Origin of the sequence: Flavobacterium sp. YO64 (genome assembly GCF_004119505.1) — a bacterium.
GTDB classification, from domain to species: Bacteria; Bacteroidota; Bacteroidia; order Flavobacteriales; family Flavobacteriaceae; genus Flavobacterium; species Flavobacterium oncorhynchi.
Genome location: NZ_NRQV01000001.1, coordinates 1 through 21135 on the forward strand (window position 1 = coordinate 1; position 21135 = coordinate 21135).

Annotated in this window: 19 protein-coding genes and 1 rRNA gene; 7 read left to right on the forward strand and 13 right to left on the reverse strand. The window is 32.6% G+C overall.

What is annotated here, in order from left to right; genetic code table 11:
* Positions 1–97: 97 nt before the first annotated feature.
* Positions 98–207: ribosomal RNA gene (gene rrf / locus BOW57_RS00005) — 5S ribosomal RNA — on the forward strand.
* Between the two features lie 254 nt (positions 208–461).
* Positions 462–2081, forward strand: a complete 1620-nt coding sequence (pafA, locus tag BOW57_RS00010) for an alkaline phosphatase PafA (protein WP_089052855.1) — start codon at positions 462–464, stop codon at positions 2079–2081.
* A 133-nt stretch (positions 2082–2214) separates the two neighbouring features.
* Here the strand turns inward: pafA and ald are convergent, their stop codons facing one another.
* Entirely contained in the window at positions 2215–3333 is a 1119-nt protein-coding gene (gene ald / locus BOW57_RS00015; RefSeq protein ID WP_089052856.1) for an alanine dehydrogenase, read from the reverse strand.
* Positions 3334–3534: 201 nt separating this feature from the next.
* Here ald and BOW57_RS00020 point away from each other — a divergent pair, with 201 nt between their 5' ends.
* Positions 3535–3993, forward strand: coding sequence for an Lrp/AsnC family transcriptional regulator (locus tag BOW57_RS00020; RefSeq protein ID WP_089052857.1), 459 nt, complete (start codon positions 3535–3537; stop codon positions 3991–3993).
* Positions 3994–4056: 63 nt separating this feature from the next.
* Here the strand turns inward: BOW57_RS00020 and BOW57_RS00025 are convergent, their stop codons facing one another.
* Positions 4057–5505, reverse strand: a complete 1449-nt coding sequence (locus tag BOW57_RS00025) for a glyceraldehyde-3-phosphate dehydrogenase (RefSeq protein WP_089052858.1) — start codon at positions 5503–5505, stop codon at positions 4057–4059.
* A gap of 197 nt (positions 5506–5702) precedes the next feature.
* Positions 5703–7103: a trypsin-like peptidase domain-containing protein gene (locus tag BOW57_RS00030; RefSeq protein WP_129052600.1), complete on the reverse strand. Its 1401-nt coding sequence runs from the start codon at positions 7101–7103 to the stop codon at positions 5703–5705.
* A 138-nt stretch (positions 7104–7241) separates the two neighbouring features.
* Between BOW57_RS00030 and dapF the strand changes: the two genes are divergently transcribed.
* The 4 genes from dapF (at position 7242) to BOW57_RS00050 (ending at position 10826) form a co-directional block, all read left to right on the forward strand.
* Complete coding sequence (gene dapF, locus BOW57_RS00035; RefSeq protein ID WP_129052601.1) at positions 7242–8024, forward strand: diaminopimelate epimerase; 783 nt, start codon at positions 7242–7244, stop codon at positions 8022–8024.
* Positions 8025–8034: 10 nt separating this feature from the next.
* Positions 8035–8577 carry a GNAT family N-acetyltransferase gene (locus tag BOW57_RS00040; protein WP_129052602.1) on the forward strand — a complete coding sequence of 181 codons (543 nt, stop codon included), beginning with the start codon at positions 8035–8037 and terminating at the stop codon, positions 8575–8577.
* A 2-nt stretch (positions 8578–8579) separates the two neighbouring features.
* Positions 8580–9620, forward strand: a complete 1041-nt coding sequence (gene mltG, locus BOW57_RS00045; RefSeq protein WP_089052862.1) for an endolytic transglycosylase MltG — start codon at positions 8580–8582, stop codon at positions 9618–9620.
* 561 nt (positions 9621–10181) lie between these two features.
* Positions 10182–10826 carry a peptidoglycan-binding protein LysM gene (locus BOW57_RS00050; protein WP_129052603.1) on the forward strand — a complete coding sequence of 215 codons (645 nt, stop codon included), beginning with the start codon at positions 10182–10184 and terminating at the stop codon, positions 10824–10826.
* Between the two features lie 42 nt (positions 10827–10868).
* On the opposite strand, the gene scpA is transcribed toward BOW57_RS00050, so the two are convergent.
* The 10 genes from scpA to dnaA form a co-directional block, all read right to left on the reverse strand.
* Positions 10869–13010, reverse strand: a complete 2142-nt coding sequence (gene scpA, locus BOW57_RS00055; protein ID WP_129052604.1) for a methylmalonyl-CoA mutase — start codon at positions 13008–13010, stop codon at positions 10869–10871.
* Between the two features lie 46 nt (positions 13011–13056).
* Positions 13057–14421 (reverse strand): methylmalonyl-CoA mutase subunit beta, encoded by a 1365-nt coding sequence (locus BOW57_RS00060; protein ID WP_129052605.1) that lies wholly within the window; start codon positions 14419–14421, stop codon positions 13057–13059.
* A gap of 17 nt (positions 14422–14438) precedes the next feature.
* On the reverse strand, positions 14439–14765 hold the full coding sequence (locus BOW57_RS00065; RefSeq protein ID WP_089053084.1) for a septum formation initiator family protein: 327 nt from the start codon (positions 14763–14765) through the stop codon (positions 14439–14441).
* An 82-nt stretch (positions 14766–14847) separates the two neighbouring features.
* Positions 14848–15456: a uridine kinase gene (gene udk, locus BOW57_RS00070; RefSeq protein ID WP_089052866.1), complete on the reverse strand. Its 609-nt coding sequence runs from the start codon at positions 15454–15456 to the stop codon at positions 14848–14850.
* A gap of 254 nt (positions 15457–15710) precedes the next feature.
* Complete coding sequence (locus BOW57_RS00075) at positions 15711–16592, reverse strand: SDR family oxidoreductase (RefSeq protein ID WP_164973650.1); 882 nt, start codon at positions 16590–16592, stop codon at positions 15711–15713.
* A 74-nt stretch (positions 16593–16666) separates the two neighbouring features.
* Positions 16667–17794, reverse strand: a complete 1128-nt coding sequence (locus tag BOW57_RS00080; protein ID WP_129052606.1) for a methionine aminotransferase — start codon at positions 17792–17794, stop codon at positions 16667–16669.
* Positions 17795–17805: 11 nt separating this feature from the next.
* Positions 17806–18306, reverse strand: coding sequence for an energy transducer TonB (locus BOW57_RS00085; RefSeq protein WP_129052607.1), 501 nt, complete (start codon positions 18304–18306; stop codon positions 17806–17808).
* A gap of 17 nt (positions 18307–18323) precedes the next feature.
* Positions 18324–19037, reverse strand: coding sequence for an SAM-dependent methyltransferase (locus tag BOW57_RS00090; protein ID WP_129052608.1), 714 nt, complete (start codon positions 19035–19037; stop codon positions 18324–18326).
* A gap of 72 nt (positions 19038–19109) precedes the next feature.
* Positions 19110–19577, reverse strand: a complete 468-nt coding sequence (locus BOW57_RS00095) for a low molecular weight protein-tyrosine-phosphatase (RefSeq protein ID WP_129052609.1) — start codon at positions 19575–19577, stop codon at positions 19110–19112.
* A gap of 9 nt (positions 19578–19586) precedes the next feature.
* The gene (dnaA, locus tag BOW57_RS00100; protein WP_065451227.1) at positions 19587–21014 is read right to left on the reverse strand and encodes a chromosomal replication initiator protein DnaA; all 1428 of its coding nucleotides are present in this window, start codon (positions 21012–21014) and stop codon (positions 19587–19589) included.
* Positions 21015–21135 lie beyond the last annotated feature (121 nt).

The following is a 21135-nucleotide window of genomic DNA, read 5'->3' on the forward strand; positions in this document are numbered from 1 at the left end:
TTTGCTCGACGCAGAGCAGTCTTTAAGTCGAAAGATTAAAGTCATAAAGTCAAAAGACTTTTAAACTTTAAGACCTTAGACTTTAGACTAAAAACCTTAAGGTGGTTATTGCGGCGGGGCTCACCTCTTCCCATCCCGAACAGAGTAGTTAAGCCCGCCTGCGCAGATGGTACTGCAATTTTGTGGGAGAGTATGTCGTCGCCTTTCTTTTAAGAATCCTCATCATGTATTTGATGAGGATTTTTTTGTTTTATTAATGTTTTGGATTTTAGGTTGCTAGCTTACTTTATAATATTATTTATTTTAGAAAACAGAGTTTTTAAATGAGAATTTCTTTACTTCAATAAAAGTTTGTAGTTTAATTTTGTTAAATTATGATTATTTGTTTAGTCTTAGGTATTAATACTTTAGAATTTTTGGATTTGAATGAGTATTTTTGTCTTTAAATTATTTATTTAAACATGAAGAAAAGTATTTTACTGTTGACACTTTTTGTTATTACAAATCTAAGTGCACAACAACGTCCCAAATTAGTTGTAGGTATAGTAGTTGATCAAATGAAAATGGAATATTTATATCGATTTTCTGATGATTTTTCCCCAAATGGTTTTAAAAAATTAATGAATAATGGATATGTTTTTCAAAATATGCATTATAATTATATGCCAACTTATACTGCACCTGGACACGCTTCCATTTATACTGGTACAACTCCTGCTACACATGGTATTGTTGGTAACGAATGGTTCAGTAGGACTCTTGGAAAAGAAATGTATTGTACAGATGATGCAGATGTAAAAACTGTTGGTGATGGAACTGCTGACGAAGGAGCGATGTCTCCTAAGAATCTTCAAAGTACTACGATTACTGATGAAGTTAGAATGGCAACCAATTTTAATGGAAAAGTAATTGGAATGAGTCTTAAAGATCGTGGTGCAATTTTGCCAGCTGGGCATTTTGCCAATTGGGCATTTTGGTATAGTAAGACAGGATCTTTTATTTCTAGTACTTTTTATGGAGAGAAATTGCCAGAATGGGTTTCTGAATTTAATAATGAAAAAAACTACTTAAAATACATTAATAAAGGCTGGGATTTGTATAAACCTGCTTCAGTGTATAATGAGAGTCTTCCAGATAATAATCCTTATGAAGGGAAACTTTATGGAAGTGCAGCTCCCGTTTTTCCATATGATTTAAAATCAATGTATGAGAAGAACGATGCAGGAGTTATCCGTGCAACTCCGTACGGGAACGATCTTTTAGCTGAATTTGCTAAAAGAGCAATAGAAAAAGAAGAACTTGGAAAGGATAATATAACAGATTTTTTAACTGTTAGTTTTTCATCTACTGATTATGTTGGGCATTTACTTGGGCCTAGATCAATGGAACTTCAAGATACTTATTTGAGATTAGATCAAACTATTGCTGACTTTTTAGCTTATTTGGATAAGACAGTGGGAAAAGGAAATTATTTGCTTTTTTTAACAGCTGATCATGCAGGAGCAGAAAATGTAATTTATTTAAAGGATCGTAAGTATAATGTAGATAATTACCCTTCTAAGCAAGTTAAGAAAAGCTTACAAGATTTTTCAACAAAAACTTTTGGTGTTGATTTGATTTTAAATTACTCAAATTTTAATGTTTTTTTTAATAGACAAATCATAAAAGATAAACGTTTAGAATTGGCTAAAGTTAAGCAAGCTTTTAAAGAGTTCTTGATTTCTCAACCACAAGTGAAAAAGGTTTATACAGAAGAGGAAATTTTAGCAAATGGTGGAAATGACTATTCATTAAATTTTGTTGCTAAAGGTTACGATGTTACTCAAAATGGAGATTTAGTAATTGTTGATAAACCTGGAGATATTGAATATTCTACTACAGGAACTTCTCATGGTACTATCTACAGCTATGATACCCATGTACCAGCTATTTTTTACGGATGGCATATTAAAAAAGGTGAATCTTATGATAAAAAAGCAATAACTGAAATAGCTCCAACAATTGCACAAAAAATTAAAGTTACTTTCCCGAACGGAACTGAGGCAAAGGTTTTGCAGGAAGTTTTAGATGAAAAGAAATAAGTAACTATTAAAAAATAATAAAAATTATGGCCTGCTCCTTAAAGAGCAGGTTTTTTTTAACATAAAAAAAAGGCTTTTCATTACGAAAAGCCTTTTACTTTATTGCTTAGTAAGCACTTATTTAATATTGGTACTATGCGTTTGCCAATACTAATTCTTCATTATACGGAAGATTCCATGCTTCAGCAACTCCTTTATAAAGGATTTTTCCGTTAGCTATATTTAAACCTTTTTTCAATTCTTCACTCTCAGCGCAAGCTTTTTCCCATCCTTTATTTGCTAATTGTACAGCATAAGGTAAAGTAGCATTAGTTAAAGCTAAAGTAGATGTATAAGGAACAGCTCCTGGCATATTAGCTACACAATAGTGAACAATATCATCAATAATAAAAGTTGGGTTTTCGTGTGTTGTTGGAGTACAAGTTTCAATACAACCTCCTTGGTCAACCGCAACGTCTACTACAACAGCTCCTGGACGCATTAATTTTAGCATATCACGAGTAATTAAGTGAGGCGCTTTTGCTCCCGGAATTAAAACAGCTCCAACAACTAGATCTGCATCTTTAATTGCTCTTGTAATGTTATAATGGTTAGACATTTCGGTATTTACATTTGCAGGCATAATATCGTCTAATTGACGTAAGCGAGGTAGGCTTAAATCCATAATTGTTACTTGAGCTCCTAATCCAGCAGCCATTTTTGCAGCTTGAGTTCCTACAATTCCTCCTCCTAAAACTAATACTTTAGCTGGTGGAACACCTGGAACACCTCCTAAAAGAATTCCTCTTCCTTTTAATGGTTTTTCTAGATATTTTGCACCTTGTTGAATTGCCATACGACCTGCAACTTCAGACATTGGTACTAATAATGGCAGACTGCGATCTGTTTTTTCAACTGTTTCGTAAGCTAAACATACTGCACCTTTTTCAATCATTGCATGAGTTAATGGTTCTGACGAAGCAAAGTGGAAATAAGTAAATAATAGTTGATCTTTCTTGATTAATGGATATTCTGATGCAATTGGTTCTTTTACTTTAATAATCATTTCAGCAATAGCGTATACTTCTTCAATTGTTGGTAAAACTACTGCTCCTGCCTGTGCATATTCATCATCACTAAAACCACTACCTAAACCAGCAGTAGATTGAACATAAACAACATGCCCGTGTTTTTTCATTTCAGAAACTCCTGCTGGAGTTAATGCTACACGATTTTCATTGTTTTTTATTTCTTTTGGAACTCCTATTATCATTTTGTTATATTTTTTTGTTTTTATTGAAATTGTTTTACAAATCTACAGATAGAGAATAAATTATGGTTTATGGGGTAATAAATAAGAAAATATTATTTTATTTTTTAATTTTACAGAAAATTATTCTTTTTAAGTGATAGATTAAATCTTCAAAGAGAAAAAAAAACTAAATTTCATAAATTTTAATACAACGTTTTCGTTATGGCTTTAGATGAAATAGACAAAAAAATCTTACGTCTTTTACAAGTAGATGCACATTACACTTTAAAAGATATTGCAAACAAAATAAATTTGTCTTTAACTCCTGTTCATGATCGAGTGAAACGACTTGAAAAAGATGGAATTATAGAGAAATATGTGACCATTTTGGATAAGAAAAAACTTGGGAATAATTTGACTGTTTATTGCCAAGTAACACTCACTAAACAGACCTATGATACCTCTGAAGGTTTTAATCAATCAATTTTGAATCTGCCAGAAGTGGTGGAGTGCAATTATGTATCTGGAAATTTTGATTATATGCTAAAGATTATAATTCCAGATATGGAAAGCTATCATCATTTTCATCAAAAAAAACTTTCTATCTTGCCGGAAGTATCCCTTATAAATACTGTTTTTGTTATTTCTGAAGTTAAAAGTACTACAGTTTTACCCGTTTAAAAATAAAAAACCATCAAGTCTCCTTGATGGTTTTTAGGTAATTTGGTTTTGGTTAGGTTTCTGTTAATAGTAAGTAAATCGTCTTACTTTTGCTATATATTTTGCAAGACGTATTACCTGATGACTATAGCCGTATTCGTTGTCGTACCAGATATATAATACGATATTTTTACCATCTTTTGATACAATAGTTGCGTTACTATCATATATTGAAGGGGCAGAAGTTCCAACAATATCTGATGAAACCAATTCATTATTTAAAGAATATTTTATTTGCTCTACCAATTCTCCTTCAAGTGCATATTTCTTCATAATTTTATTAATCGCAGCAATTGAAGTGGCTTTTTTTACCTCTAGATTCAAAACTACAAGTGATCCATTAGGAACAGGAACTCGAATAGCATTTGAAGTTAACTTTCCTTCTAGAGATGGTAAAGCTTTTGCAACGGCACTTCCTGCACCAGTTTCGGTAATTACCATGTTTAGAGCAGCAGCTCTGCCGCGGCGATATTTTCGATGCATATTATCAACTAAATTTTGATCATTTGTATATGCATGAATAGTCTCTAAGTGACCTTTTACTACACCTAATGTTTCCTCAATAACTTTTAGAATTGGTGTGATGGCATTTGTAGTGCATGAAGCAGCTGAAAAAATATCGTTTTCATCTGGATTATACTCATTATGGTTTACACCATGTACTATATTTGGTACTCCTTTTCCTGGTGCAGTCAGTAATACTTTATTTGCTCCATTAGAAGTTAAATGTCTTTTTAAAGCTTCCTCAGTTGTGAATGCTCCTGTATTATCAATTACTAAAGCATCATTTATTCCGTATTGAGTATAATCAATTTCTTCAGGAGAATTTGCTGTAATAATATGAACAGTAGTTCCATTAATGATTAAGGCATTATTTTTTGGATCGGCAATTACTGAACCTTGAAAGTCTCCGTGAATTGAATCATAACGAAGTAAAGAAGCTCTTTTTTCTAAACTTGATGCATCATTTTTATCTCGAGTAACAATTGCTCTTAAGCGCAATTGGTTTCCTTTTCCAGTTTTAGACATTAATTCTCTCGCCAATAAACGTCCGATTCTTCCAAAGCCGTATAGAACAACATCTTTTGGCTGAATTTCTTTTGATGATTTAGCCTTTTTTAATTTTTCGATAACAAAATATCTTGCATCAGGATATTTTTCATCTTCTAAACGATACTCGTAGGTAAGTTTACCAAGATCTATTTTTGCAGGCGGAAGATCTAATGATAAAACAACTTTTGCGATTTCTACCGAATCAAAAATTGTAATTGGCTTACCTACAAATTCACCTGCATATTGATGAAGATTGATAATGTCACTGACATTTTTATCCAGTAATTGGTTTTTGAATAAAACCATTTCAATGGATTTGTCGTACCATAAATCACTTATTACTTTGATTAATTCGACACCAGCTCTTCTTCGGTCGACCTGTAATGATACCTCTTTTTGGTACAAAGATTTTTTGCTCATAATTGATTAAATTAAAAAAATAAAATGCTCACTATTTTAAAATTTTGCGCAAAAGTATCCATTTCAATCGATTTCGTAAACTATTTTAGCATTTATTTTTGAAATTAATATAAAGGCTTTTTCTTTTCATTAAATAAAAAAAAGCCATCTTAATTATTTAAGATGGCTTTTAGCAATGTTATTTTGTAAACAGAGATTTAGATTATGATTCTAAAAATTTCACCATTTCTGTTTATCATTTCAATGCGGGAACTCTGTCCTTCGTCTTTTTTACTCAAAAGTTTAGAAACAGTTTCAACATTTGTTGCTTTTACATTGTCTATACTTAAAATGATATTACCCTGCAGCTCGTTTTGGTACTGCATTAAATTCTCGTTTGTAATATTTTTGATTTTTACACCATAATCAATTCTGAATTTCTTTTTGTCAGAAGCATCAATATTTTCTAGCTCCATTCCTTTATATTCAGTACTAAAAAATTCATTTTTACTTAAAGTAACCGGAACGGTTTTAGTTTTTCCTTCTTTAATATAGGTAACTTTAATAACATCATTTGGACGTTTAGTATTAATGTAACCAGAAAGATCTGCATAAGTTGAAATATTTTGTTCATCAAGTTTTACAATAATATCGCCTTTGCCAAGACCAGCTTTTTCTGCTCCAGAATTTTTAGAAACCTTACTTATATAAAAACCTTGAGTTTCAGTAACTCCTAATTCTTTAGACACAGCACTATTCAGTTCTCCGCCTTCAACGCCTAAAATTCCTCTTTGAACATTTCCAAACTCCATTATATCCTCAATAATTTTTCGAGCAATATTAGAAGGAACTGCAAATGAATATCCTACATACGATCCTGTTGTAGATGAAATCATAGTGTTAATTCCAATTAATTCACCTCTTGTGTTTACCAATGCCCCGCCGCTGTTTCCTGGATTCACGGCAGCATCTGTTTGAATAAAGGATTGAATACCGCTTTGATCTAGATTTCTAGCTTTAGCCGAAACAATTCCTGCAGTTACAGTCGAAGTTAAATTATAAGGATTTCCTACTGCCAAAACCCATTCACCAACTTTTACGCTGTCAGAGTTTGCAAAAGGTGTGTAGGGTAATTTTTCATCAGCATTAATTTTTAAAAGCGCTATATCCATCTTAGAATCCGTGCCAACAAGTTTTGCTTTATAAGACTTTTTATTGTTTAATGTTATTTCAATTTCTGTAGCATCTTTAATAACGTGATTGTTTGTTACAATATAGCCGTCTTCAGAAATAATAACACCAGATCCAGTTCCTACTTGTTCCTGTTGCTGCTGTCCTCCATAACCATAGAAAAATTCAAGCATAGGATTACTCACAGTTCGCCTGCTGACATTTTTAACGTGAACAACAGTATGAATTGTTTTGTCCGCAGCTTCTGTAAAATCTACAGTTTCAGCAGAGAGAGCGACATTTTTTCCGAATGAGTTGGGCGCAAGTGTAACAACAGAGTTTCCTTTTCCAAAAAGAGAATTGTTACTCTCAAATAATAACTTGTAAGCTCCAAGGGTAATAGCGCCACTGAAAAGTGATACTAAAAATAAGGATGAAAATCTTTTCATAATTACAATTTTGTTTAAGTTATTTAATGTAAAAATAAAGCAAAAAAATATTTTGTAAAGTGGTTTAACTCTCTTTAACAATGATTAACATTTCATTAATTATTAGTTCGTACTTTTGTATTACTTAATGACTAAAAAATGCAAATAGAATTCTATAAATATCAAGGAACTGGCAATGATTTTGTCATGATTGATAATCGTACAAATTTTTTCCCAAAAGAAGATGTAAAATTGATTGAACGCCTATGTGACAGACGTTTTGGTATTGGAGCTGACGGTCTTATTCTGCTAGAAAATGACCAAGAAACTGACTTCAGAATGGTTTATTATAATTCTGATGGAAACCAAAGTTCAATGTGTGGAAATGGAGGACGCTGCCTAGTAGCTTTTGCAAATCAGCTGGGTGTAATCGATAATAAAACAACCTTTATAGCAACAGACGGTTTGCACCATGCATCAGTAAATAACGATGAAATTGTTTCATTGCAAATGATTGATGTTGACGAAGTGAAAAAAAACGATTCTTATACTTTTTTAAATACAGGATCGCCGCATCATGTTCAGTTAGTTGATGATTTAGAACATTATAATGTGAAAGAAAACGGAGCAGCCATTCGTTATGGAGAATTGTATGGAGAAAAAGGAAGTAATATTAATTTTGTGAAAAAAGTTGATGATCAAACTTTTTCACTTCGTACCTATGAAAGAGGAGTTGAAGATGAAACTTTGGCCTGTGGAACTGGAGCCACGGCAGTTGCAATTGCAATGAATGCAATTGGTCAGACTGATAAAACTTCGATAGATCTAAATGTTGAAGGCGGAAAACTAAATGTTTCTTTTGATAAACTAGGAGAACATTTTACAAATGTTTTTTTAACTGGACCAGCAAAATTTGTTTTTAAAGGAACAATCGAGATCTAAAATTAAATCAATGATTACACTCAAAGGAGATACAATCTATCTGCGTGCATTAGAGCCTAATGATTTAGAGTTTGTATTTGCGATGGAAAATGATCAAAGTATTTGGGAAGTCAGTAACACCCATACACCATATAGTCGTTTTTTAATTCGCCAGTATCTCGAGAATGCTCAGCAAGATATTTATGAAGCAAAGCAATTGCGTCTTGCTATTTGTCAGGATGAAGATTTTCCAGCAATTGGTTTGATCGATATATTTGATTTTGATCCAAAAAATAATAGAGCAGGAGTAGGGATTGTGATTCAAAAAAATGAAAATCGGAGTAAAAACATTGGTTCTGAGGCATTAGAACTGTTGATTAATTATTCTTTTTTTAATTTGAATCTGCATCAGCTTTATGCAAATATTAGTACAAGCAATGCCGCAAGTATAGCTCTTTTTACTAAATTTGGTTTTGAGAAAATTGGAATTAAAAAAGATTGGATTTTGCTGAATAACCACTATCATGACGAAGCAATTTTTCAATTAATTAACAAAGAACATTTAAATTTATAGCTTTGAATCTAAAGAAAATCATCACAATAACTGCTGTAGCCGTAATTTCTGTTTTAATAGTTTACGGTTTTATATTAATTAGCCAAATATTCAGCGCCAATACAAAATTTCAGGAAAAAGAGGTTTATGTTTACGTTCCAACTGGCGCAAACTATACTGATGTAAAAAAGATATTAGAACCCTATATCAAGAATTTTGAAAATTTTGAAATGGTGGCAAACAAAAGAAGTTATCCAGAAAATGTAAAATCTGGACGTTTTCTTCTTAAAAAAGACATGAACAATATTGATTTAGTTCGTGCTATGCGTTCAAATGTTCCTGTAAAATTGGCTTTTAATAATCAAGAGCGTTTAGAGAATTTTGCTGGAAGAGTTGGTTCTGAAATCGAAGCAGATAGTTTGTCTTTAATGAAAGCATTTAAAGACTCTACTTTTCTAGCAGCAAACGGATTTAACGAGGATAATGTTTTTGCTATGTTTATTCCAAATACATACGAAGTATACTGGAATACATCTGCAGAAAAGTTCCGAGATAAAATGATAAAAGAATATCATAATTTTTGGACTCCTGAAAGAATTGAGCAAGCTAAAAAACAAGGTTTAACGCCAGTTCAGGTATCTATTTTAGCATCTATAGTTCATAAAGAATCAGTTAAAAAAGATGAGCGTCCGCGTATTGCCGGCGTTTATTTAAACAGATTACGTTTAGATATGCCATTACAAGCAGACCCTACAGTTATTTATGCTTTAAAACTGCGAGATAACAATTTTGATCAAGTAATAAAAAGAGTTTTTTATAATGACTTGGTTATGAAATCACCTTACAATACTTATGTAAATACAGGACTTCCTCCAGGACCTATTGCAATGGCTGATATAACGGCATTAGAAGCTGTTTTGAATCCTGAGAAAAACGATTATATCTATTTTTGTGCAAGTGTAGATCGTTTTGGTTATCATGAATTTGCTTCAACTTTAGCAGAACATAATGTGAATGCTAAAAAATATTCTGACTGGATTGCAAGTCAAGGTGTAACCAGATAAATTAGTGCAGCGCTTTTTTAAAATAAAATATAAGATATTAAACCGAAGTTTTTGCTTCGGTTTTTTTATGTTTTGAGTATAGCTGATTTTCCAATTCAAAGTTTTTTTTGAGTTTGAAAAGTAAAAGCATTTAACATTCAATTTTAATAAAATGTGAATGCAAAGAACTTTAAGGTTAGATTTAAAATTTTTATTTCATGAATTGGAATTTATCTGACGAAAAGTTTGTTTTTTCTCTATGTTTTTTTTTCTCGATTTTTATAATTGAAGTTTTTTTTCACGTTAAAAACCATATAAAATCGTAGGTTTAATCTCCTTATTTTAACAAATTTGATAAAAATTTGATAAAAATGACATTTTATTGAATTAGTTTTTTCCCTTTTTTAAGCCTTCTTCATTTTAAAAAAATAAGCTCTAATAATGCGTGATTAAAGGGTTTAGACTAAATTTTAAAAATCTTAAAAACGTGTAAAGTGCTGATTTATAGCATTGTTTAATATTCGTTATCTTTGCAGCGTAGAAATTTCAAAAAGGTGACAGCGTTTTGAAGAAAAACAATTTATGATAAAGAAGTGGTATTTTTATGCGAGTTTGATCGTTATTATTACATTTTTAAGTTTGGGTTTTAAACCCTTTACTTTGGAAACCAAACCTTGGTTTTTAACAGAAAAAACAGATGGATCTGAGTACATATTTCCATCAACAGAAAAGGATGATTATCCTAAAGTTAGTCTAAACGTCCCATACACAGGAAATCGTCTTATTGGTTTTAAAGAAGCAGTTGCTTTTAAAGAGTCTCAAGGAAAATACCGAATGGTAAATTCTCTAGGATATATGGGAAAATATCAATTTGGTTCTAAAGCATTACGTGCTATCGGAGTCAGCAATGAAAAAGAATTTCTAAAAGATCCTGCCTTACAGGAAAAAGCTTTTCTAGCATTACTATCTAAAAACAAATGGATTTTGCGTAATGAAATTGAAAAGTATGAAGGAAAAGTTGTTAGTGGTATTCAAATTACCGAGTCAGGTATTTTAGCGGCAGCGCATTTAGGTGGTGCTGGATCAGTAAAGAACTTTTTTAAAAATAAAGGCAATAGACATTTTAGAGATGCTTTTGGAACTTCATTAAAAAGTTACATGCGCGATTTTGGTGGTTATGATCTTTCTTTTATTGAAGCAGACAGTAATGCGACAATAAACGATTAACATTAAAAAAAAATCCCGAGCAATCGGGATATTTTTTTTAATCTAGTCAATCAATATTTCTAAAATTTTGATAGCAGCTTCACTTATTTTAGTACCCGGGCCAAATACCGCAGCCGCACCAGCATCAAACAAAAATTGATAATCTTGTGCAGGAATTACTCCGCCAACAATTACCATAATATCTTCACGATCGTGTTTTTTAAGTTCTTCAATAACCTGCGGAACCAATGTTTTATGCCCTGCGGCAAGAGATGAAACGCCTAATATGTGAACGTCGTTTTCGACAGCTTGTTTAGCTGCTTCAGCAGGAGTTTGAAACAAAGGCCCTATATCAACATCAAAGCCCACATCAGCATAACCTGTTGCAACAACCTTTGCACCTCGATCATGACCGTCTTGTCCCATTTTTGCAATCATAATTCTAGGGCGTCTTCCTTCTTGCTTCGCAAAAGCATCAGCCAGCTGTTTTGCTTTTTCGAAATTCTCGTCATTTTTTATTGCTGCACTATACACACCGCTAAATGATTTAATTTGCGCTTTAAACCTTCCAAACACACTTTCAAGAGCATCACTTATTTCGCCTAAAGTTGCTCTATTTCGGGCAGCTTCAATAGCAATTTCTAATAAGTTCCCTTCTTTGGTTCTTGCGCAATGAGTTAATTTTTCAAGTGATTGATTTACCTTTTGTGAATCTCTTTTTTCTTTTATTTCTGTAAGTCGTTCAATTTGCTGTTTACGAACCATTTGGTTGTCAACATCCAAGATATGAAGAGGATCTTCTTTCTCTAATCTAAATTTATTTACGCCAACAATTATGTCTTGACCGCTGTCGATTCTAGCTTGTTTTCTTGCGGCTGCTTCTTCAATTCTTAATTTTGGAATTCCAGCTTCAATCGCTTTTGTCATTCCGCCAAGCTCTTCAACTTCTTCAATCAGTTTCCAAGTACTTTCTAGAATTTCATTTGTAAGCGATTCTACATAATAACTTCCGCCCCAAGGATCAACTGTTTTAGTTATTTTAGTTTCTTCTTGTAAATATATTTGCGTATTGCGAGCAATTCTTGCCGAAAAATCGGTAGGTAATGCAATAGCTTCATCAAGTGCGTTGGTATGTAGAGACTGTGTTCCTCCAAAAGCCGCCGCCGTGGCTTCAATACAAGTTCTGGCAACATTGTTAAAAGGATCTTGTTCCGTTAAACTCCATCCGCTCGTTTGGCAATGTGTTCTTAATGCTAATGATTTGTCGCTTTTCGGGTTAAACTGTTGAAGAAGCTTTGCCCAAATCATTCGGCCGGCTCTCATTTTGGCAATTTCCATAAAATGATTCATTCCAATTGCCCAAAAGAAAGAAAGGCGAGGAGCAAACTCGTCAATCGTCATTCCAGTTGATAATCCAGTTCGAATATATTCTAATCCGTCTGCTAAAGTATAGGCCAATTCAATATCGGCAGTTGCTCCAGCTTCTTGCATATGGTATCCAGAAATGGAGATAGAATTGAATTTTGGCATTTTTTTGCTCGTAAACTCAAAAATATCAGCAATAATTTTCATGGATGGCGCCGGTGGATATATATAAGTGTTGCGCACCATGAATTCCTTCAAAATGTCGTTCTGAATTGTTCCAGAAAGTTTATTAAGTTCGACGCCTTGTTCTTCAGCAGCAACAATGTAAAATGCCATAATAGGTAAAACTGCACCATTCATGGTCATTGAAACAGACATTTCATCAAGCGGAATCTGGTCGAATAATACTTTCATGTCTTCGACAGAATCTATGGCAACGCCAGCTTTTCCAACATCTCCAACAACCCTTTCGTGATCAGAATCGTAACCGCGATGAGTAGGTAGATCAAAAGCTATTGAAAGTCCTTTTTGACCTGCAGCAAGATTTCGTCTATAAAAAGCATTACTTTCTTCTGCAGTCGAAAATCCAGCATACTGACGAATGGTCCACGGACGACGAACGTACATCGTAGCGTATGGTCCGCGCAAATTAGGTGCAAAACCAGCTCCAAAGTCAAGAAACTCTAAATCTTCTATGTCTTTTTCAGAATATTTTTTTTTGAGTTCAATGCCTTCAGCAGTTGTGAAATTGTGCGTTAAAGAGTCTGAGTTATGTATCAGTTCGTCTAACTTTTCACTTTTAACATTTAACTTAATATGTTTAAGGTCTTTTCTTATCATGGAGACGCTTTGTTATATTGTTTTATTAATTACAGATAAAGAAAAATTATTCCTGTTCAAGCCTTTCTTGCTCTAGTTTTTCGGCTAATCTTTTTTCTATAATTGGTGTAATTAATGTTTTTCTGGGTTTGATTTTTACAAAAGGAAACAGCTCTAAGTCATGTTTCATTTTGTCTTCTTTATTTGGATATTTATTAGTTCCTAACAAAACTTCTTTTTTAGAATCAAATAATTCTTGTTCTTTAGCAGCGTTTTCCTGAATTTTCTTTTTGATAGTTCCATCGTTCAAAAGCTTTAAGAAACCACCATTGGCTTCAATATCTTTAAATAAAGTCAAACTCTTTTCTGCCAATTGCATGGTTAAACTTTCAATGTAATAACTTCCATCCGCTGGATTATCGACTTTGTCGAAATAACTTTCATGCTTTAAAACTAAAAGCTGGTTTCTCGAAATTCTATCACCAAACTCATTGTCTTTATGGTATAGAGCATCATAAGGTAAATTAGCAACAGCATCCGCACCGCCTAAAATTGCCGACATACATTCAGTTGTAGTGCGAAGCATATTGACATTATAATCGTATATAGTTTTATTTCGTTTTGTTGGCGTAACCAATAAATGACATTCTAAATTAGAGTCGTATTCAGCTGCAATTAATTTAAAAAGCATTCGTAAAGCTCGAAGTTTCGCAATTTCAAAAAAATAATTTGTTCCAACAGAAACTTGAAAAACAATTGGTTTTGTAATACTTGGTAAACGATTTAAATATTCATTTGCGTGCGCTAAACTATATGCAATTTGCTGCGTAATATTTGCTCCGGCATTTTGATATAAACCAGAGTCAATACTTAGCAATGAAAGATCTTTTGTTTCGTTTGAAATTTTTTCAAGCGTTTCAAAATTATTTTTATCTGAAGTAGTAAACCAATTTCCGTCACGGGCCAATTGTCCGACAGGGTCTAAATTACAATAAAAAACTGCCTTTTTTTGAATAGAAATTACGTTTAATAATTTTACGAAATCGATTGAGAGAAAACTTAAATTGAAGTAAACGATTTTGTTTTCTAAAGGAAGATTTTTTAATAATTTTTGAATATCAGTATTTTCGTTTTGAATTGTAAAACGAAGACTTTCTGCACCTCTTTCGATCGTATCAATTGCACGTTTAATCGATTTTTCGATATCATGTACAAAGATATTTTGACAGATTTGAAAATTTGAAGCTTGAGTTTTAACGGATGCAGCTTTTGCAAATTCGTCACGATGATAAAAAGGTTTAACCTGAATGTCTTCGGGAGAATTCCAAATCATAGTTTCGTTATAATCAGCTCCATCTAATTCAAACTGAATTTTTTGTTTCCATTGTTTGGATGAAATAGGATTAAAATCGTTGAATAGTGTATTAGCCATTAGTTGCTTTTTTCTGATTATTCTTTATCTGGAATAGTATCTCCTTCGAATTGAATGATGTAAATATCTTCGCTGTCTTTTTTCATAAAATACTTTTCGCGAGCGTATTTTTCTATTTGTTCAGGATTTTTTAACTGCTTGATCTGTTCTTGATCTTTCTTTATTTCGTCCTGATAGTATTTTTTATTGTCTTGCAGCTCGTTGACCTGCTGGTCTAAAAAACGATGATCAAAATAGGAATAATTGTCTAGAAACAGCATCCAGATAACAAAAAAGAGAAGTACCCAAACATACTTATTGCCTAGGAGTTTAAACCATTTTTTGTCTTTATAAGGATTTTTCATTTTACTTTTCATTACCTATTATACTGATCCCGATTACATCAGGATCAGATCATTTTTTAATGGTTTAAATTTACAATAAAAATTATGAAATTCTCTGATTAATTACAGCGCGAACTACATCAATTGCTACAGTATTGTATTTGTCATTAGGTATAATAATATCAGCAAAAGCCTTAGATGGTTCTATAAATTGCTCGTGCATAGGTTTTAATGTGTTTTGATAACGGTTTAAAACCTCGTCGATATCACGTCCTCTTTCTGAAATATCTCTTTTTAAACGACGAACTAATCTTTCATCAGAATCGGCATGAACGAAAATTTTGATATCGCAAAGTTCACGTAATTCTGGATTCGTTAAAATTAAAATTCCTTCAACGATCATTACTTTTCTAGGGTGTGTTGACACGGTATCATCTGTCCTGTTGTGTTGTATGAAAGAATAAACAGGTTGATCGATAGTTTCGCCTGATTTTAGAGCTTTTAGATGTTTTACTAAAAGTTCAAAATCGATAGATCTTGGATGATCAAAGTTAATTAATGCTCTTTCATCAAAAGATAAATTATCGGTTTGTTTGTAATACGAATCTTGAGAAATTACACCAACTTCAGTGTCGGGTAATTCGGTCATGATTTGGTGTACAACTGTTGTTTTTCCACTTCCTGTTCCTCCTGCAAGTCCAATAATGAGCATAAAATTTTTGTTTGTTATTTGTTTGGCAAAAATAATAATTTAAGTGAATTGTGTAAGCATATTAATGTATTTAACCATATAACTAATGTAAGTAAATTTAAGCAAGTAGAATATTCAAACAATTTATTACTTCATTGAACTAATATCACTTATATGGTGAAAAATATAAAAAAAATCCCGAAAGTAAACCTTCGGGATTTCGCGCAATCAGTATAGTTTTAATAAAATATTCTGAATTTAGTAAGCACGTAAAATTATTTATTCTTTTTTGCTTTTATCATCATTTCAAGCTGATCCCAAAGCTCTTCTGGGATTGCTTCTAATAAATTGAATTGCCCTGCGCCTTTAAGCCATTCACCTCCGTCGATTGTGATAACATCTCCATTTACATAAGCTGAAAAATCAGATACTAAATAAGCCGCCAAATTGGCTAATTCTTGGTGATCTCCAACTCGTTTCAAAGGCACTTTTTTTGCCATATCGAATTTCTCAGAAAGATCTCCGGGTAATAATCTGTCCCAAGCTCCTTTTGTTGGGAATGGTCCTGGCGCAATAGCGTTCGAACGAATTCCGTATTTTGCCCATTCTACAGCAAGACTTCTTGTCATAGCCAAAACTCCAGCTTTTGCAGTAGCACTTGGCACCACATAGGCAGAACCTGTCCACGCATAAGTGGTAACAATATTTAAAATCGTTGCCGATGTTTGTTTAGTGTCAATCCAGTGTTTTCCAAAAGCCAATGTGCAGTTTTTAGAACCTTTAAGTACAATGTCTATAACAGTGTCAAATGCATTTGCTGACAAACGCTCTGTTGGAGAAATAAAATTTCCAGCTGCATTGTTCAGAAGAACATCTACTTTTCCAAATACCTTTAAGGTTTCTTGAAGCATGTTTTCTACTTCTTCATAATGACGAACATCACATTGAAGAGGTAAACATTTTCCGCCAGTTTCATTTTCAAGTTCCGCCGCAGTAGTTTTTAGCTTTTCTAAATCTCTAGAAGTTATAGCGACTTGAGCGCCTAATTCTAGAAAATATTTTGTCATAGCTTTTCCTAAACCGCTTCCGCCGCCTGTAACAACGATAACTTTTCCTTTTAAAGCGTCATCACGTAACATTTTATCTGTATAGCTCATACTTTTCTTTTTTTACAATATTAATTAAAAAAATAGGATGCACGCATAATAAAGTTGTAAAATTTTGATAAACTTTATATTTCGCATAGTTTTTTTGCGGCAGCTTCTAGTGTGAAATTGTCTTTAGCAAAGCAAAAACGAATTAATTTCTGGTCTTTATGATCAGAGTAGAAAGTTGAAATAGGAATCGCAGCAACGCCATGATTAATAATTAGATTTTTGCAGAAAGTTACATCATCTTCATTAGAAATAGCAGCATAAGAAGCAACCTGAAAGTAAGTTCCTTCACATGGTTTCAATTCGAAACGGCTGTTTTGAAGCAGTTTCTGGAAATAATCTCTTTTTTCTTGATAGAATTTTCCAAGTAAATTTACATCAACAACGTCTAAATATTCGCTGATTGCAGCTTGAGAAATACTGTTTACACTAAAAACCAAAAACTGATGTACTTTTTTGATTTCTGTCATTAAATGTTCCGGAGCAATAGTGTAACCAATTTTCCAACCCGTAATATGAAATGATTTTCCAAAAGAGGAAACCATAATACAACGATCTAAAAGGAAGTGTTTTGTATGTGCCGAAATGTGTTTTTCTTCAAAAGTAATGTATTCGTAAACTTCATCAGATAAAACCAAAAGATCTGGATATTTTGAAAGTATTTTTTCTAGTTGATCAAAATCAGTTTCAGTTAATATTTTTCCTGTTGGATTATGCGGATTATTAATAATAATCATTCGACTTTTCTGAGAACACGCTTTTTCGATTGTCTCCCAATTTGGAGTGTAATCATTGTTTAGCGCCACACGAACAGGTTTTGCATTACAGAGTAAAACTGGAGATTCGTACGAATCATAACTTGGATCAAGAATAATTACTTCATCATTTTCTTTAACCAAAGCCAAAATCGATGTAAAAATTCCCTGTGTTGCGCCAGCAGTAATCAAAAGTTCTAATTCGGGATTAATAGTTCTATTGTATGAACTCTGAGTCAGCTTGGCAATTTTGTTCATCAATGGCGGATAACCTGCCATTGGCGTATATTGATGTACGTTTTCTTTTGATAATCTTGCTGCTATATCTGTTAATCTTTCATCAACAGGAAAATTTGGAAATCCTTGCGAAAGATTAATAGCATTGTATTCGGCTGCCATTTTTGACATTACCGTGAAAATGCTGGTAGTTACGTTTGGAAGTTTACTCATGATAAGTTTAACTATTTTAAAGTTATTGGAAGTGAATATAAAACTCTAACTTTCTTACCATCTTTTTCTCCAGGAGACCATTTAGGGCATTTTTTCAAAACTCGAATTGCTTCAGCTCCTGTATTGAAGCCTGCATCTCTAAGGATTTTTATATCAGTTAATGCGCCATCTTGCTCAACTATAAAAGTTACGTAGATTTTTTTTCCTTTGAAGTCAATACCTTCATCAGGATTTTTGAAATTATTTTCTACAAATTTATAGAATTTCTCAAAACCTCCCGGAAAGATTGGTTTAACGTCTATTCCTGCGGTATTGTAAATTGTTTTATCGCTATTCGTCGGAACGTTTTCGTCAATAATTAAATGTGAATCGAAATAAAGATCTTTATCTTCAACTATAACAGGTTCTGCTTTTTTTGTTTCTGAAGCTTTTGTTTTAGAAACTTGTTTAGTGTTTTGAGAAAACACAGTCTGCAGGCAGCATAGCAAAATCAGGATTAAAAGCTTTTTCATTGCAAGAACTTTTAAATTTACATTTTATGAATAATAAAAATTGTCGGTCGATTATGTAAATCTACTTTTAATTTTTTCCAGTCAGAAATTTTCATTGTTTTAATAAATTCTGTTGGTAAAGTAATATCTGTTGCAATACATAAATGTGTTGATGGATTTAAAATCTGTACAAGATCTTCAACTAATTTATTATTTCTGTAAGGAGTTTCAATAAAAATCTGCGATTGGTTTTTATCCTGAGATAATTTTTCAAAATGTCTCAATGCTGATTTTTTTTCGTCTTTGTCAATTGGTAAATAGCCATTGAAAGTAAAGCTTTGACCATTCATTCCAGAAGCCATCATGGCTAATAGGATAGAAGAGGGGCCAACTAATGGGACTACTTGAATTCCTTTTTCATGCGCTAATTTTACAATAACAGCACCAGGATCAGCAACGCCTGGGCAGCCCGCTTCACTCATTAAACCCATATTTTTTCCCTCTAGTAAAGGTTTGATAAAGTCTAAATGTTCGCTTGGTTCCGTTCGTTTATTAAGAGTGAAAAGAACCAATTCTGATTGTTTTTTTTCAGGATAAACTGCTTTTATTGATTTTCTAGCAGTTTTGTCATTTTCGACAATATAGTGATCTATAAGTTCGATACTTCTTCTAACGGTTTGCGGCAAAACATCCATCGGATCGCTTTCGCCCATTGTAGTTGGAATTAAATATAGTTTTCCTAGAAGTTTCATTTTGTGATATTTTATAGTTTAAAACAAAAAATGTATTTTAATTATTTATGAATAACTAAAATACAAATTAAATTATGAATGTTTTTTGATAAGTTTTTGGGCAATTATTTCAGATGCTTCGTCCAACATTTGATAAACATTATCAAATCCGTTTACAGCTCCGTAATAAGGATCTGGAACATCTACATTTTCATCTGGAAATAATTCATTCAGAATAAGATGAACTTTGTTTTTGTGTTCGGGAGTTTTGGCAAGATGAAGGACGTCACGTAAATTTGAATTATCCATTACATAGATATAATCAAATTCATCAAAATCAGAAGTTTTAAATTGTCTTCCTTTTTGATTGTCAATACATAAGCCGTTTTTTTTAGCCGCAGCAATAGAGCGTTTATCTGGCGCGTGACCTATATGCCATGATCCTGTTCCAGCAGAATCAACGATGAATCTATCATTAGGTAATTTTGAAGCTAGTATTCCTTCTGCTAAAGGAGATCTGCAAATATTTCCTAAACAAACCATTAAAATTTTTACTGGCATGATTCGCGTTTATAGCGTTAGTTTTTTGTTGATGTCTTCGACAAATTTTTTGAATTGTTTGTCTGTAGAAACTAAATTGTCAACAGTTTTGCAGGCGTGTAAAACAGTGGCATGATCTCGGTCTCCAATTTGTGAACCAATGTTTGCCAAAGAAGCTTTGGTGAATTTTTTTGCAAAAAACATAGCCAACTGCCTCGCTTGAACAACGTGCCTCTTTCGTGTTTTAGATTGAAGTGTTTCAATGTCAAGTTGAAAATAGTCAGATACAATTTTTTGAATATAATCGATAGAGATTTCTCTCTTAACGTTTTTAACAAATTTCTCAACAACACTTTTTGCCAACTCAATAGTAACTTCTTTTTTGTTGAAAGAAGATTGAGCGATTAACGAAATGATCGCGCCTTCTAATTCTCTAACATTAGATTTAATGTTACGAGCAACATACTCAATAATATCTTCTGGCATTTCAACTCCATCACGATATAAAATGTTTTTTAAGATTGAGATACGAGTTTCGTAATCAGGCTGATGCAATTCTGCAGATAGTCCCCATTTAAAACGAGATAATAAACGCTGTTCAATATCTTGCATATCAACAGGAGCTTTATCCGAAGTTAAAATTACCTGTTTTCCGTTTTGGTGCAGGTAGTTGAAAATATGGAAAAATACATCCTGAGTTCCTGATTTTCCTGATAAAAACTGAACGTCATCAATAATCAAAACATCGATTAATTGGTAAAAGTGAATAAAATCATTACGATTATTCTTTTTAACCGAATCAATATATTGTTGTGTGAAAATCTCGGCAGAAATATATAAAACCGTTTTTTCTGGATATTTATCTTTTACTTCTACACCTATAGCATGTGCTAAGTGTGTTTTTCCTAAACCAACTCCTCCAAAAATCAACAATGGATTAAATGAAGTTCCTCCAGGTTTGTTGGCAACAGCCATACCTGCAGAACGAGCTAAACGGTTTGAGTCTCCTTCAAGGAAATTATCAAAGCTGTAATTAGGGTTTAATTGAGATTCAATTTTTAAATTTCTAATTCCCGGAATTACAAAAGGATTTTTAAGCTCTGGATTTAAGTTTTTAAACGGAGCATCAACCTCTTGCGGTTTCATTGGCACTCTGTTGGAACTTGGCAGCTGCTCGGTAAAAGGCTGTTTATTTCCATAAGTGTTCTCCATTTTAATTTTATAGAGTAACTTTGCGTTTTTTCCTAGTTCTTTGGTAAGCGCAACTTTCAATAATTTTACGTAATGCTCTTCGAGCCATTCGTAGAAAAACTTACTTGGTACCTGAATATATAATGCGTTGTCGGTTAGCTCAACTGATTTGATTGGTTCGAACCAAGTTTTATAAGCTTGATCTTGAATATTGTCTTTTATAAAGGACAAACAGTTTTCCCATACCGATTGAGCAGTTTTAGTCATAAATTCAGATAAGTTTTTTTATTATTGATAAAGATTCTCCTAATAAAAAAGGAGCAATTTTATTCCGTATTTCGGGATAACAAATATGTGAACAAATTTCTGTAAAAAAAAATATTTTGGG

What these genes read in the sequence shown, in the direction of transcription:
- BOW57_RS00065 (WP_089053084.1), bottom strand. Translation starts at nt 14,765, where the DNA reads ATGAAAAATCCTTATAAAGACAAAAAATGGTTTAAACTCCTAGGCAAT.
- BOW57_RS00090 (WP_129052608.1), bottom strand. Translation starts at nt 19,037, where the DNA reads ATGAAACTTCTAGGAAAACTATATTTAATTCCAACTACAATGGGCGAA.
- BOW57_RS00040 (WP_129052602.1), top strand. Translation starts at nt 8,035, where the DNA reads ATGATTACACTCAAAGGAGATACAATCTATCTGCGTGCATTAGAGCCT.
- pafA (WP_089052855.1), top strand. Translation starts at nt 462, where the DNA reads ATGAAGAAAAGTATTTTACTGTTGACACTTTTTGTTATTACAAATCTA.
- BOW57_RS00050 (WP_129052603.1), top strand. Translation starts at nt 10,182, where the DNA reads ATGATAAAGAAGTGGTATTTTTATGCGAGTTTGATCGTTATTATTACA.
- BOW57_RS00080 (WP_129052606.1), bottom strand. Translation starts at nt 17,794, where the DNA reads ATGAGTAAACTTCCAAACGTAACTACCAGCATTTTCACGGTAATGTCA.
- BOW57_RS00020 (WP_089052857.1), top strand. Translation starts at nt 3,535, where the DNA reads ATGGCTTTAGATGAAATAGACAAAAAAATCTTACGTCTTTTACAAGTA.
- udk (WP_089052866.1), bottom strand. Translation starts at nt 15,456, where the DNA reads ATGCTCATTATTGGACTTGCAGGAGGAACAGGAAGTGGAAAAACAACA.
- BOW57_RS00085 (WP_129052607.1), bottom strand. Translation starts at nt 18,306, where the DNA reads ATGAAAAAGCTTTTAATCCTGATTTTGCTATGCTGCCTGCAGACTGTG.
- BOW57_RS00095 (WP_129052609.1), bottom strand. Translation starts at nt 19,577, where the DNA reads ATGCCAGTAAAAATTTTAATGGTTTGTTTAGGAAATATTTGCAGATCT.
- BOW57_RS00025 (WP_089052858.1), bottom strand. Translation starts at nt 5,505, where the DNA reads ATGAGCAAAAAATCTTTGTACCAAAAAGAGGTATCATTACAGGTCGAC.
- dapF (WP_129052601.1), top strand. Translation starts at nt 7,242, where the DNA reads ATGCAAATAGAATTCTATAAATATCAAGGAACTGGCAATGATTTTGTC.
- dnaA (WP_065451227.1), bottom strand. Translation starts at nt 21,014, where the DNA reads ATGACTAAAACTGCTCAATCGGTATGGGAAAACTGTTTGTCCTTTATA.
- BOW57_RS00075 (WP_164973650.1), bottom strand. Translation starts at nt 16,592, where the DNA reads ATGAGCTATACAGATAAAATGTTACGTGATGACGCTTTAAAAGGAAAA.
- BOW57_RS00030 (WP_129052600.1), bottom strand. Translation starts at nt 7,103, where the DNA reads ATGAAAAGATTTTCATCCTTATTTTTAGTATCACTTTTCAGTGGCGCT.
- ald (WP_089052856.1), bottom strand. Translation starts at nt 3,333, where the DNA reads ATGATAATAGGAGTTCCAAAAGAAATAAAAAACAATGAAAATCGTGTA.
- scpA (WP_129052604.1), bottom strand. Translation starts at nt 13,010, where the DNA reads ATGATAAGAAAAGACCTTAAACATATTAAGTTAAATGTTAAAAGTGAA.
- BOW57_RS00060 (WP_129052605.1), bottom strand. Translation starts at nt 14,421, where the DNA reads ATGGCTAATACACTATTCAACGATTTTAATCCTATTTCATCCAAACAA.